General features: G+C 34.9%; 15 protein-coding genes. 7 read left to right on the forward strand and 8 right to left on the reverse strand.

All coding sequences use genetic code 11. The features are described 5' to 3' along the window. Positions 1-32: 32 nt before the first annotated feature. A complete protein-coding gene (locus tag QF042_RS16235; protein WP_307530218.1) occupies positions 33-1,127 on the reverse strand; it encodes a S1C family serine protease in 1,095 nt (364 codons plus the stop codon). A 6-nt stretch (positions 1,128-1,133) separates the two neighbouring features. After that, on the reverse strand, positions 1,134-1,700 hold the full coding sequence (locus tag QF042_RS16240; protein ID WP_086545742.1) for an RNA polymerase sigma factor: 567 nt from the start codon (positions 1,698-1,700) through the stop codon (positions 1,134-1,136). Positions 1,701-1,901: 201 nt separating this feature from the next. On the opposite strand from QF042_RS16240, the gene QF042_RS16245 reads away from it, so the two are divergent. The 6 genes from QF042_RS16245 (at position 1,902) to QF042_RS16270 (ending at position 5,280) form a co-directional block, all read left to right on the forward strand. Continuing rightward, positions 1,902-2,120 carry a hypothetical protein gene (locus QF042_RS16245; RefSeq protein ID WP_307530223.1) on the forward strand — a complete coding sequence of 73 codons (219 nt, stop codon included), beginning with the start codon at positions 1,902-1,904 and terminating at the stop codon, positions 2,118-2,120. A gap of 139 nt (positions 2,121-2,259) precedes the next feature. Further along, positions 2,260-2,478: a hypothetical protein gene (locus QF042_RS16250; RefSeq protein WP_057934271.1), complete on the forward strand. Its 219-nt coding sequence runs from the start codon at positions 2,260-2,262 to the stop codon at positions 2,476-2,478. A 132-nt stretch (positions 2,479-2,610) separates the two neighbouring features. Then, positions 2,611-2,829 (forward strand): hypothetical protein, encoded by a 219-nt coding sequence (locus QF042_RS16255; RefSeq protein ID WP_307530228.1) that lies wholly within the window; start codon positions 2,611-2,613, stop codon positions 2,827-2,829. 139 nt (positions 2,830-2,968) lie between these two features. Beyond that, positions 2,969-3,166, forward strand: coding sequence for a hypothetical protein (locus tag QF042_RS16260; RefSeq protein ID WP_307530230.1), 198 nt, complete (start codon positions 2,969-2,971; stop codon positions 3,164-3,166). 128 nt (positions 3,167-3,294) lie between these two features. After that, positions 3,295-4,641 carry an adenylosuccinate lyase gene (gene purB / locus QF042_RS16265; RefSeq protein WP_307530232.1) on the forward strand — a complete coding sequence of 449 codons (1,347 nt, stop codon included), beginning with the start codon at positions 3,295-3,297 and terminating at the stop codon, positions 4,639-4,641. A gap of 87 nt (positions 4,642-4,728) precedes the next feature. Continuing rightward, positions 4,729-5,280, forward strand: coding sequence for a NifU family protein (locus QF042_RS16270; protein WP_307530235.1), 552 nt, complete (start codon positions 4,729-4,731; stop codon positions 5,278-5,280). Positions 5,281-5,425: 145 nt separating this feature from the next. On the opposite strand, the gene QF042_RS16275 is transcribed toward QF042_RS16270, so the two are convergent. The 4 genes from QF042_RS16275 to QF042_RS16290 all read right to left on the reverse strand — a co-directional run bounded on the left by QF042_RS16275 (position 5,426) and on the right by QF042_RS16290 (position 9,917). After that, on the reverse strand, positions 5,426-6,214 hold the full coding sequence (locus QF042_RS16275) for an inositol monophosphatase family protein (protein ID WP_307530237.1): 789 nt from the start codon (positions 6,212-6,214) through the stop codon (positions 5,426-5,428). 60 nt (positions 6,215-6,274) lie between these two features. Beyond that, positions 6,275-7,423 (reverse strand): prolipoprotein diacylglyceryl transferase, encoded by a 1,149-nt coding sequence (locus QF042_RS16280; protein ID WP_307530239.1) that lies wholly within the window; start codon positions 7,421-7,423, stop codon positions 6,275-6,277. Positions 7,424-7,879: 456 nt separating this feature from the next. After that, a complete protein-coding gene (gene mtaB / locus QF042_RS16285; RefSeq protein ID WP_307530241.1) occupies positions 7,880-9,202 on the reverse strand; it encodes a tRNA (N(6)-L-threonylcarbamoyladenosine(37)-C(2))-methylthiotransferase MtaB in 1,323 nt (440 codons plus the stop codon). A gap of 145 nt (positions 9,203-9,347) precedes the next feature. Further along, on the reverse strand, positions 9,348-9,917 hold the full coding sequence (locus QF042_RS16290; protein ID WP_307530243.1) for a UbiX family flavin prenyltransferase: 570 nt from the start codon (positions 9,915-9,917) through the stop codon (positions 9,348-9,350). Between the two features lie 916 nt (positions 9,918-10,833). Between QF042_RS16290 and QF042_RS16295 the strand changes: the two genes are divergently transcribed. Beyond that, a complete protein-coding gene (locus QF042_RS16295) occupies positions 10,834-12,699 on the forward strand; it encodes an ATP-binding protein (protein ID WP_307530246.1) in 1,866 nt (621 codons plus the stop codon). A gap of 11 nt (positions 12,700-12,710) precedes the next feature. On the opposite strand, the gene QF042_RS16300 is transcribed toward QF042_RS16295, so the two are convergent. Continuing rightward, positions 12,711-12,926 carry a hypothetical protein gene (locus QF042_RS16300; protein ID WP_307530248.1) on the reverse strand — a complete coding sequence of 72 codons (216 nt, stop codon included), beginning with the start codon at positions 12,924-12,926 and terminating at the stop codon, positions 12,711-12,713. 421 nt (positions 12,927-13,347) lie between these two features. Continuing rightward, positions 13,348-13,929, reverse strand: coding sequence for an HPP family protein (locus tag QF042_RS16305; RefSeq protein ID WP_307530250.1), 582 nt, complete (start codon positions 13,927-13,929; stop codon positions 13,348-13,350). Between the last annotated feature and the right edge of the window lie 74 nt (positions 13,930-14,003).

Consider the following 14,003-nt stretch of genomic DNA (forward strand, 5'->3'; position numbering starts at 1 on the left):
TAAGAATATTAATTTGTTTGGGGGTGTTACATTTAGTATGCTTTTATCATAAATACATAATCTTGTATTTTTTCGATCTGTTTGGTGCGTTTTAAACCAGACAGTAAGCTCTTTTTGTTGGCAGAAAGTTTATTTACGCCTAGTGAATCCTGGGGAATAGCCCTCATTGCCTCTAAAATATATTTTGATTTAATGGCAAAGGCTGCGCCTTCTGTCTGATCTGGCTTGCCACTAATAATACCTACCAAATTTCCGTTATTATCTAAAACCGGGCCACCGCTATTACCTGGATTAACTGAAATAGCCACCTGATACTGAGTGGTATCTCCAATAAAACCATTTTTAGAACTCACGTACCCCTCTCCAAGTACAGCATCATCTTTTGGATAACCCAAAGTGTATACAATTTCACCAATGTTACTTGTATTTCTTTTAATGGTATAAGGAATAGAAGATAAGTTACTGAAGTGTTTATCGTTTATTTTAAGAATTGCAATATCATTTTGAGGATCGGTATAAACCGATTTTACCTTAAACGATTCTCCTTTACTGTTTTGTACATATAAAGAATCAGCGCCATTAATAATATGCAGGTTAGTTAAAATGTAGCCATTTGTAGAAATGGCAAAACCAGTACCACCAAAACTATTCTGAGTATTTGGCTTACCAGCAATTGTATTATTATGTTTAATATTTCTGATTAAGCTATTTTGTGTTTTAATAGCATTATTCACCTGATTACTTAACTGTCTGTAACGCTCTGCCTGTTGAGTATTATGCTGAATAGAGTAAATAGAAACCAGAGAGAGTACAACGAAAGATGCTGCAACTGCAATTGCAGATTTATGTTTACGCCACAATTGAACCACACGTGAAGGATGAGGCCTAAGTGTAGAAGCCAAACTTTCCACATCAATTTCTGAATGAATATGATTCAACTGTTCTTTTAAGCGCAACTGTTCAGCAAATGTCTCCATAGATGCTAAAAAGAACTTATGCGAAACTACTTTATGATCTACTGTGGCATCATTAAGACGTAGCTGTTCAAAAGCTTCAGTTTCCTGTGCATTAAGTTTACCTAAAAGATAATCTTCAATAATTGCATCTAACTCCAAATCGTTTCTCATTTCAAATTATGGTTGAAAAAATATTTTCTTTAACCTTTGCAGGCATTTATATTTCTGCGTTTTTGCATTGTCGGTATTGGTATAGCCGAACTTTTCGCAGATATCCTGCATGGATAAATTGTGGATATAAAAATCCTGAATAATGGTTTTACAAGGTTCACCCAGATGATCGAGTGCCGATTGCATTTTCACAAAAGCAGCATCTTTCTCTTCGTGGTGTTCTACATCTTCCTCAACAGCAAATACATCTTCATAATCGGTAATACTACCGGTCTTTTTACTGTTTAGGCTAAGTTTCTTTAGCCAAATACGCCTGCAAACCGAATAAATATAGGTTTTCAGTTTGCTGCTGAGCTCAAAATTACCTGCCTTAATTTTGTTATATAAAATTATTATGCCTTCCTGGTAAACATCTTTTGCATCATCTTCATCACCATTATTATTTAGGATAAACTGCAAAACCATTGCATAATAAGCCTTGTATAACTTGTTAAGTGTATCTTCTGAGTTATTTAGAATACCTAAAATAACCTCTCTATCTGTTGGAACTGAACTCTTTAAACTGTTATTCACTAGTTAATACATTTTTCTATAAATAGTAACCCAATATTAGACAAAAAAATATTTATAGCTGCTATAATTGCTTAATACAAACTTAAAGTAAACGGTAACCCAAAGCTCAAAAAAAAATATTTTACCTTTTTTGTAAATTGTTGGGTTACCTTTTTACCTTTGCGGCATTAACAAGAAATTAATTACTTAAAAAATTCAAAAATGAAAAATGCATTCAAATTAGGCTTTTTAGCTTTAGCTTTATCTTTATCAGTTGTTGCTTGTAACTCAGAAAAAAAAGCTGAAGGTGCTGATACAACTTTAACTGATTCTTCTACTATCGTTACTGATACTACTGCAAAAGATACTTCAGTTAAAGATTCTACAGTAAAAGATACAACTGTAAAAACTACTACAACTAAAGAAGAAGTTAAACACTAGTTTAATTTTACTCATATAAAAGGCTCCTGATTTAGCATTAGGAGCCTTTTTTATTTTTTTTAATTTATTTGGGTTACCTTTTCGGGTTACCGGTATTAAGGGTAAATTAATTAATTAATTACTTAAAAAATACTCAAAAATGAAAAATGCATTCAAATTAGGCTTTTTAGCTTTAGCTTTATCTTTATCAGTTGTTGCTTGTAACTCAGAAAAAAAAGCTGAAGGTACTGATACAACAGCTACAGATTCTTCAACTATCGTTACTGATACTACTGCAAAAGACACTACAGTTAAAGATTCTACAGTAAAAGATACTACTGTAAAAACTACTACTGAAAAAACTGAAGTTAAACACTAGTCTAACTTACTTATAAGAAATGCCTTTGGAATTCATTTTTCAAAGGCATTTTTATTTTCTAAAAAAACAAGAGGTTACCTTTTCACATTTTGGGTATTAAGGATATATATTAACCCTAAAACATATATCAAAATGAAAAATGCATTCAAATTAGGCTTTTTAGCCCTAGCTTTATCTTTATCAGTTGTTGCTTGTAACTCAGAAAAAAAAGCTGATGGCGCTGACACAACAGTTACAGATTCTTCAACTATCGTTACTGATACAACTGCTGTTGATACTACAGTAAAAGATTCTACTGTAAAAGACACTACAGTTAAAGCTACTACTACAAAAGAAGAAGTAAAACACTAGTTATTTTTGCTAAATAACACCAAAAAGGTCGCGTTTTTACATCGCGACCTTTTTTATTTAAGAAAATCGGGTTAATTCTTGTCTTTTTTGTATAAATTGGTAATTAATTAATTTTTAAAACCAAACAAATTATAAAACAATGAAAAACGCATTCAAAATGGGCTTTTTAGCTCTGGCTTTATCCCTATCTGTTGTTGCTTGTAAATCAGAAAAAAAAGATGGCGCAACTGATTCATCTAAAGTTGATTCTACAGTTGTAGATACAACTATAAAAGATACTACAGTTAAAGATACCACCGTTAAAGACACTACAGTAAAAGACACAACTAAAAAATAGTTTTAGCTATTACTGGATAAAGGCCTTGGAAATTCTAAGGCCTTTTTTATTTTATATTAATTTCTAGGAATCAAGACCTTAAAATCCATCAATTGTAGTAAATTTGCGGCAAAAATATAATCCGCATAATGAATTTAACATCACTACAAGCTATTTCACCTGTTGATGGTCGTTACAGAAAAACAACCGAAAGTTTAGCTGCTTACTTTTCTGAAGAAGCCTTAATCAAATACCGTGTTTTTGTAGAAATCGAATATTTTATCGCACTTTGCGAAATCAACTTGCCTGGCTTAGAAAATTTTGACCGGAATCTTTATGCTGAATTACGCAAAATCCACGAGAATTTTTCAGAAACTGATGCTCTAGAGATTAAAGAAACTGAAAAAGTAACCAATCATGATGTTAAAGCGGTTGAATATTTTATCAAAAGTAAATTCGATGCCTTATCGCTTCAAAACTATAAAGAGTTTATCCACTTTGGCTTAACCTCTCAGGATATTAATAACACGGCTATTCCATATTCAATAAAACTGGCCCTGAATGACAGCTATTATCCGGCAATTAACACTTTAATCGAAAAAATAAATACCTTGGCAATCGAGTGGAAGGATATTCCAATGTTGGCACATACACATGGGCAGCCAGCCTCTCCTACCAAATTGGGCAAAGAATTTTTGGTTTTTGCTGAGCGTTTGGCTATCCAGCTGGAAAGTTTAAAAAACATCCCTAACAGTGCAAAATTTGGTGGTGCCACCGGAAACTTCAATGCACACCATATTGCCTATCCGGAAGTAAACTGGGTTAATTTTTCTAATCAGTTTGTTAATGAGACTTTAGGCTTAACACGTGCACAACACACTACACAAATTGAACATTACGATCAATTTGCAGCGCAATGCGATGCTTTAAAACGTATAAATAACATTATTATAGATTTAGACAGAGATATATGGACGTATATTTCTAAAAACTATTTCAAACAGAAAATAAAAGCTGGAGAAATTGGTTCATCGGCTATGCCACACAAGGTTAACCCAATCGATTTCGAAAACGCTGAAGGGAATGCTGGAATTGCGAACGCTTTATTTGAGTTTTTCGCTGCTAAATTACCAATTTCCCGTTTACAGAGAGACTTAACCGACTCTACTGTATTAAGAAACGTTGGTGTTCCTTTTGGACATACTTTAATTGCGATTAATTCTACTTTACGCGGATTAAATAAAATTTTACTTAATGAAGCTGCTTTACATGCCGATTTGGATGAAAACTGGGCAGTTGTTGCCGAGGCTATTCAAACAGTTTTAAGAAGAGAGAACTTTCCTAACCCTTACGAAGCCTTAAAAGAGTTAACCAGAACAAATTCAAAGATCAATGCAGCAAGCATTGCCGAATTTATTGAAGGTTTAGCCGTTTCGGAAGCGGTTAAGGTGCAATTGAGAACCATTACACCTTTTAATTATACTGGTGTTTTCTAGTCAAATTAAATTGACGTTAAGCAGACAGCTAACAAGGGTTTTATTAGTGAGTAATTGTTAATTTTGTTTATTCAAATTGATTAAGACATGACGATTAACGTATATACAGAACAGACTCCAAATCCAGCTACCATGAAATTTATGGTAAACAAGCTGTTAATAAATGGCAGTGAAGATTTTGCAACTAAAGAAAGTGCAGAGCATTCGCCTTTTGCTAAAGAGTTATTTAAGTTCAACTTTGTTTCTGGCGTTTTTTTCGCCAGCAACTTTGTTACCATTACCAAAACAGATGATGCAGAATGGGCAGATATTGAAGCTATTCTAAAAGAATTTGTTAAGGGCGCTGTAGAATCTGAATTAAAAATTAAAGAAGAAACTACCGAAGAAGCACCTGCTTTTGAAGGTACAGAAACTGAAATTAAAATTCAACAGATTTTGCACGATTATGTACGCCCGGCGGTTGAACAGGATGGTGGTGCAATTACATACAAATCTTTTGATGAAGGTGTGGTTACCGTAGAGCTACGTGGCTCTTGCAGCGGTTGTCCGTCTTCTACCATTACGCTTAAATCAGGTATCCAAAACTTATTGCAGAGAATGGTACCAGAAGTTACAGAAGTAGTTTCTGAAGCGCTTTAAAATTGTGCATTTTTCATAGTATATAGTAAAAGGTCCGGATGAGAATCGGGACCTTTTTTAATTTCAACCAAATCGTCACCCTGAATTTATTTCAGGGTCTTGTATATTTAGACCCTGAAATAAATTCAGGGTGACGTCACGATTATTAAAAATACTGCTTAATCGCTGCCAACATTTCTGCAGTAAGTTTGCCATTAGTAGCCAAGATCTCCCTTTTTTCAAAGTAATCATTTCCGCCCGAAAAATCATACACCTCTCCGCCTGCCTGCTGAACAATAAAACATCCGGCTGCAAAATCCCATTGTTGCAGGTTGTATTCAAAAAAAGCATCGAAACGTCCACAGGCTGTATATACCAGGTCTATTGCCGCGGCACCAATTCTACGTACACCATGACTTTTCTGCATCATCTCGGTCAGTAATTGAATATACTGAGGTTGTTTATCAAACTGGTAATACGGAAAACCTGTTGCCAACAAACTTGAACCCAGATCAGGGTTAATAGAAACTTTAATTTCTTTCTTATTCATAAAAGCAAGTCCGCCTTTATACGAATAAAACATCTCTCCCCTATTTAATTCGTAAACTACACCTATTACAGGTAAACCATCTTCATACAGGGCTACACTTATACCGTAAGTAGGAATGCCATGGATAAAATTAGTTGTACCATCTAAAGGATCGATAATCCAGGTATAAGTTTTACCTGTTCTATTGATGGTTTTCTCTTCGGTAATAAAACCGGCATCTGGAATTAATTTTTCGAGGTTTTGAACCAGTTTCTGCTCTGCTGTTTTATCAACATACGAAACCATATCGTTCAAGCCTTTATATTCGATTTTTTGGGCATCGAATTGCATCGCCTCTTTGCGGATAAAGTTTCCGGTGAGCTTTACAATAGAGATTACCTTATTGCATAATAATTCGTAATTCATAGTTATTTAACAACAGAATGTTATTGTTGTTGGATTTTTAAATAAACTTATTAGTGGATTTTAGGCCAATTTATTTTTGTTTCTTAAAGCATAGGCGCTTAGCACAATACCGCCTACAACAAGAAAAGTAGAAATCATTTCTGCCTGGGTAAAGGACAACCCAAAAACATGGTATTTTGAGTTTACACGAATCAATTCGATGCAGAAACGCTCAATACCATTTAGGATCATGTAAATACCAAACATTAAACCAGGTGCTTTTATTTTATCTCTGATGCGCCATAAAAAGGCAAAAAGGATTAAACAGATAATGACTTCGTAAATCGGTGTTGGGTATACCCCTTGTGCCAGTTCATTACAAAACTTTCCGGTACAACCAGGAATTGGAATGCCTTCTCCTACTACGTTGTTCGGGTATTTGTAAGACCATAGCCAATCTGGCAACCAGGAAAATGGCTTTGGATTATTGTTTACAATACCCCAGTCGCCATCGCCAGCTAAGTGGCAACCAATACGGCCAACAGCATAAGCCAGCATCATGCCAGGCCCACCTACATCAAGCATATGGAGCGGTTTAATACCGTATCTTTTTGCTATGATCAATACCGCTGCACCACCGCAAATTAAACCACCATAAAAAGTTAAACCACTAAAAGATAATAACCGCTCGATGGGATGTTGAACAAAATCATCCCAGTACTCTAAGTTATCGAAGAACTTTGCTCCTAAAAATCCCCAGATAGCCGCCCAAACAATTAGATTGCTCATCGTTTGGTATGGGTGGATGGTTACCTGTGTTTCTTTTGGTTTATCCAGCTTGTGTTTATTCTTTTCGGTATAATCCCAGTAGGCAAACAAACCTGCGAAAAACAAACCTCCAATTATATTTCCTTTTGTCGACATTAAAATCGACTGTGCATCATTTACAAAAAGTTTATAGTTTAACAACGCATAAACCAATTTATAACCAATAACAAAGCCAAAAAGGCCATTCATAATCAACTCTGATGGAGTAGCAGGTTTCCCAATCACAATTGTCTTTTTAATTGGATAGAGTATACCTAATGCTTCCTTACGCTTAAGTTCTTTGGTAAAAGCCCAGTAACCGGCAACAAAAGCCAGTGCTACAAAAACACCGAAAGTATTAAATGGAAGCGGTAAATTAATGCCGAATAAGTATTCTAAAAAATGTGAAACGGTAGGAAACATACAAATAATTTGTTGCGAAGATAGGAAAGAAAGACCAAAGCTGAAAGGCTAAAGACCAAAGCTTGAAGACTACAGCGGAAAGATTAAAGACCGGTGTTTAAAGCTGAGAGAAACAGGTAAAAATCTATATTTTTTATTTTGGAAAAGAGCGGTTCTGTATTCATTGGCTGCGATAGTCCTGCACTCCGCTTTACTCACCCGATTGAAAACCTGTGAAACAAGCAAGCACACCATAAAAAGCAAAAAACAGTGCTTAAATCGGGTTCGTGCCCGCTGCGATCAGGTTTAGTTAACATATTGTAGCAGTTCTTCGGGAAGTAAAAAAATCATCAATCAGAGAAATGTTAATTCCATCTTAAAAGATCCTTCGAATACGCTCAGGATGACAAATCTAAGGGATGAAAGAATGAAACTTTGACTCAAGACTTCGGACTGAGGACTTCCGACTAAAGACTACTAATGATGGGCGTGAACAGTTTCCAGTTCTGCTACCTCTACCTCACCATCGGCAGTAATTTCTAAAAGCTTAACTGCTTTCAATTCATTTACCATAACCGGATCGTATTTGGCACGTACTTTTACATAATTTTTGGTAAAACCATGCATGTATCCTGATTTTTGATCGGCTTCGAAAAGCACTTCGCCTTCAGTACCGATTTGAGATTCGTAGAAAGCCCTGCGTTTTTTATCAGATAAAATATGAAGCATTTTGCTACGCTCATTGCGCTCGCTTCCTGCCACAACACCTTTCATTTCGGCTGCAGCAGTTAATTCCCGCTCAGAGTAAGTAAATACGTGTAGATAAGAAATATCAAGCTGATTTAAAAACTGATAGGTATTCAAGAAATCTTCTTTTGTTTCGCCAGGAAAACCAACAATTACATCTACACCGATACAACAATGCGGCATTACCTCTTTAATTTTGGCAACACGCTCTACATACAAATCGCTACGGTAACGACGGCGCATTAAACCTAAAATTTTATCAGAACCTGATTGTAAGGGGATATGAAAATGAGGAACAAATCTTTTCGAAGTGGATACAAATTCGATGATCTCATTACTCAAAAGATTTGGCTCAATAGATGAAATGCGGATTCTTTCAATTCCTTCTACTTCATCCAAAGCTTTAACCAGGTCAAAAAATTTATCTTCACGCTGGCCATTTCTAATTCCGAAATCGCCAAGATTTACACCGGTTAAAACAATTTCTTTAACACCGCTATCTGCAATCATCTTTGCACGATTCACCACATTTTCGATCGTATCGCTACGGCTTGCACCGCGTGCTAAAGGAATGGTACAGTAAGTACAAGGATAATCGCAACCATCCTGTACTTTCAAAAAAGTACGTGTTCTATCGCCAATGGAATAAGAGGCAATAAAATTATGATTTACTTTCTCTATATTTTGCTGATGGATAAGGGTTTTTGGCTGTTTAGTTAAATCGGTAATGTACTCTACAATCCTGAATTTTTCTGCAGCGCCCAAAACCATATCAACCCCTTCTATTTCGGCAATTTCCTGTGGTTTTAACTGCGCATAGCATCCCACAATGGTTACAAAGGCATTTGGTGAATACTTTAAAGCTTCTTTAACAACTTTACGGCATTTTTTATCGGCATGCTCGGTAACAGAGCAGGTATTGATCACATAAACATCTGCCTGATCCTGAAATTCTACTACGGCATAACCTGCATCGGTAAATAAACGACCAATGGTTGATGTTTCGGAGAAATTGAGTTTACAACCTAATGTATAAAATGCGACCTTTTTCATTGAGCCTGCAAAGATAGGAAATTTGTTTAGAGTTGGGAACTTGGAGCCGTTATAGCGTACAAATTACAGTTTATTAACAAAGCAGTTTGCAATTTTCAGTTTTCAATTGATTACAAACTGCTAACTTAAAACTGTTAACTGAAAACTATTTCTCCTGCCACCGGTAGCTTTCCTGCTCGAAACCTGCTAAATCCAATACTCTGCTGATTACTGTTCCGGCAACTTCTTCAATGGTTTTAGGCAGACTGTAAAAAGATGGATTTGCCGGACAGATGATTCCGCCTGCTTCGGTAACGGTTTTCATGTTGTTGATGTGGATTAAACTAAATGGTGTGTCTCTTACAACTGCAATAAATTTTCTGCGTTCTTTTAGTACAACATCTGCAGCTCTCGAAATTAAATCGTTAGATATTCCGTGTGCTATACGTCCCAAAGTTCCCATAGAGCATGGCACAATGATCATGGTATCGTATTTTGCAGATCCAGAGGCAAAGGGAGCGTTAAAATCATTTTTATTATAAAAGGTAAAATCTTTAAATTGGTTATAATCCTGGTTACCCAGCTCGAATTGCCACACCACTTTTGCATTATCGCTCATCACTACACCAACAGCCTCAATCTGATCTTTTAATTTTAATAACTGGTCAAATAAAACCTTTGCATAAATAGAACCACTGGCGCCGGTAATCGCAACAATCACTTTCTTTTTCATCATAACACAAAAATAGTTTTTCTAAATCCATTAAAACAAAAAAGGGCCAGAACAATGTTCTGACCCTACATCTACCTATGAAAAACATACCCTCGAAAGGGTAAGAACAAATATATATAAATTTTTAAAAAAATGTAAGTGAGAAATGTTAAATCGCTTAAATCGAATGTTTAATTTAAAAACAGATCACAACACACTGATTATCAATAAAATAATTTTCAACAAATATTCATAAAAACTTTTTTCCTGCTTAAAAAGACGCCTTTTTTAACAAAATAACGATTAAAATTGTCTTACAAATTAGTCATAATCGCCCAGTAAGGCTTTACTTTACAATTTTGCTCTTTGTTTTACACTTTAAAGTTTACAATTTTTTGATATTGATTTAATATAATAAAAATCAATTGCATAAAAATATTGAGGAGATTTTACAACATAATCCTTAATTTTCTTTTCACCAAAGCTAATATCAATTTTACCCGGCTTAATGTTTCCACAGCATGTAAGAATGCTGGGATATACTTGATCTATTAATAATATCTTTTTTCTGCTGATTTTAATTTCGAAATGAATGCCCTTTCGCATGCTTGTAATAGTGAAGTTGTGTTACTTTTTGACCAATCAGTAATTACTGGCGAAAAGCCATTAAATGGCAACCACTTATCTCGAATGTTATAGTTATATTCAGGATTCATGATCTTATCTATTGTGTAACTGCAAAACAATGTTTTAACATTAGCCGTTAAGTAAGGGCTTCAAATCAATCATTAATACTGAAATACAGCAATTTACAAACAACAGAAAATCAATACCCTTATAATTAATACTATTTTGTATGATAAATATTATACCATCCTTACAAATCGGTTGCCAATTAACTGCTTAACGATTATATTTGAGGAAGTGTCAACTTAAATTTATGATAGATTTAGCTTCTCCATTCTTAAAAGCACTGTTAAAACATTCTAAGAGCCCTATAATCATTTTTAAAGTAAAACCGGTATTGGCAGTAGTAGAACATAACGATGCTTACCAGGCTTTAATAGAACGGGTAGGTGGATTAAAATTCTATGATATTAATATTATCCCGAACCTTCTATCTGATGCTGAAAAAACAGATTTGATAAAAACAGTTCAGCAAGTAAGCCAACTTAAAGCAAAGGGTATGCTGGTTATTCATCCCATCTATTCTAACTCGCCAAACGTGAAATGGGAATTGGAATTTTCGCCGGTATTACAAAACGATCGTCCGGTTGAATATATTATTTGCTCATTAAGGGAAATTCCGTTAGATGAAAATGACCTTGAGCATATTTTATTTGAACTTTCAGAAAGTGAAGCACGTTTTAGGGGATTTTTTGAGCAGGCGCCTTTAGGCATGTGTGTATTAAAAGGTCCGGAACTTATTACGGAGTATGCAAACGATAACATATTAAAACTTTGGGGCAAAAGCAGGAAAGAAGTTATTGGAATTTCTCAGGAAGAGGCGCGGCCAGAACTCGAAAAACAGCAAGCACTTGTAAAACGTGTAAAAGATATTTTTAAATACGGCCAGTCTTTAACAATCAATGAATTAAAACTTTCGACACCGGTTTCAGACGGTTATTTCATCGCCTTTTACGAGCCCTTAAAAAATGATAAAAATGAAGTAACCAGGATTTTAGTGATTATTAAAGATATTACGGAGCAGGTAAACTTCAAAAAAGAGCTACTTAAAGCTAAAGACATTTTAAAAATAGCTATGGATGCATCAGAAATGGGTTCATGGAATATTGATCTGGAAAGCAAACAGGTGCTTTTATCAGAAAGGGCGCAACAAATTTACGAACTGGAAAATAACAGGCTGGGCATAGAAGAAGCCAAATCATTGATTAGCCCGGAGGACATCGGGCATCTTACCAGCAGTATCAGAAGCGCATTACACCACCGAAATGCATTTAACATCGAATACCAAATTAATTTAAATGGCATAGGCGGTAAAAGCAAATGGTTAAGAACCGCAGGAAAAGCCTACTATAACAAACAAGGGAAAGCTGTTTATATTGCCGGAGCTGTTTTGGATATTACAGAACATAAACAGGATGAAATTAGAAAAAATGATTTTATCGGTATGGTAAGTCACGAGCTTAAAACTCCATTAACGTCCTTAAGTGCTTATGTACAACTTTTACAGTATAAATTTAAAGAAACTGATAACGATTTTACCATTCAGATACTCGATAAGGTAAATGTTCAGTTAAAAAGAATGTCGTTAATGATTGATGGCTTTTTAAATGTATCCTTATTAGAATCTGGCAAAATTTTATTGAACAAAACAAATTTTAATCTTGTTGATTTGATCAAAACTATAGCTGAGGAAAATAGAATGGTTTTACCTAGCCATTTTATCCAGGTGATCGGTTTGGAAGAAATGATTGTAAATGCAGATATCGAGAAAATTGGTAATGTGATCAATAACCTGATTGGCAATGCAGCGAAATACTCAAAAAAAGAATCATTAATTGCAATAAAGTGCGAAATGCAAAAAGGTTATGCAGTTGTAAGTGTGGAAGATGAGGGCATAGGCATTAGAGAAAATGATATCCCCAGACTTTTTGACCGTTTTTACCGTGTAGAGAGTCCTGACACTAAAACAATTGCAGGATTTGGAGTTGGCCTGTACATTTGTGCCGAAATAATGGAAAGGCATCAGGGAAAAATTTGGGCAGAAAGCAAATTGGGGAAAGGTTCTACATTTTATTTCAGCTTACCCACTTCAAATGATCAAATAACACCACTTACTTAAGGTGTATGAAATTAAACCTTTATTTCCTCCATTTCTAATTTAACGTTAACCGCTATCAAGCCACGCTCGCCTAATTCTATTTCAAAAATTACCTTCGAATTTATATTAATTTGATCAGATACGTTATCTAACTGAAAGTGAATATCCTGGCCATTTTTGTCAATAATGATTCCATGTATGTGTTCAAAATCAATGTGAGTAACATTTCCCTTTCTCATATCGCTCATTACAGAATATATTTTATAAATGATGAACAATTATAGTTAATTTATGTATCATTAAAAATACATGAATTATTTTATCGAACAACTATAAGCTTTATCATGCAGTTTTTATTACTACTAAAACGAATTAATAGCACAAATAGAATGATTTATTTATTTCGTTTTAAATAAATATTTTTTTTTTTAAATAACTGTTTTACAAATGGTTATTACGAATAAATCACCTAAATCCCGGACATCAAAGAAGAGTCATCTTATGATCTGAAGAAACAGACCGAAATTATTGGCTAAACGTTTAGGTATAAGTTATGAAGTCTGCTGTGAGAGCAACAAAAGTATTAAGTTAAATCACAGCTTATTTAAACCAACAAAAGAAAAATATTTCTTAACCATTAAGGGCTGAAATTGAATATAACCGGCTGTTTTATCTGCGGTAACGGTGCCAAACCCTATACCATTTTTTATTATTAGGATAACTGCGATGTGATGTTCTGTTGTTGATCATAATCGCTACCAGAAGTAAAATACAGGCACCGGATAAGACCGGGCAAAGTACATACAGGTAGCCTAACGATTGGATTTTAACCGACCCGATATTGGCTATAAGTGCGGTAGCTCCACCTGGAGGATGTAGTGTTTTCGTAATCTGCATGAGTACGATAGATAAAGAAACCGACAAGGCAGAAGATAACCACACTTCGCCAGGAATAAGTTTGTGAACGGTAACGCCTACCAATGCACAAACCACATGCCCGCCGATTAAATTCCTGGGCTGTGCCAGTGGGCTATTTATAATTCCATAAATAAGTACTGATGAGGCTCCAAAAGAACCGATAAGAAATAGATTATCGTTGGCGGTGAAGTATTTGGAATGGAGTAAACCAATAATACCAATACCTAAAAATGCTCCAAGAAATGTCCAAACGTGTTCTTTAAAATCGACTAAAGTTTCTTTGTAAACAATATATTTTGCTGTTCGAAGGTGTCTTCTTATCCGTTTTCTCATAACCTAATAGTGGAGCGCGCGCAAAATTAGCAATATTAGGCATAAACGTGAATGCTTTCCATACAAAAAAGGGT

Source organism: Pedobacter sp. W3I1 (assembly GCF_030816015.1).
Classification (GTDB): Bacteria; Bacteroidota; Bacteroidia; order Sphingobacteriales; family Sphingobacteriaceae; genus Pedobacter.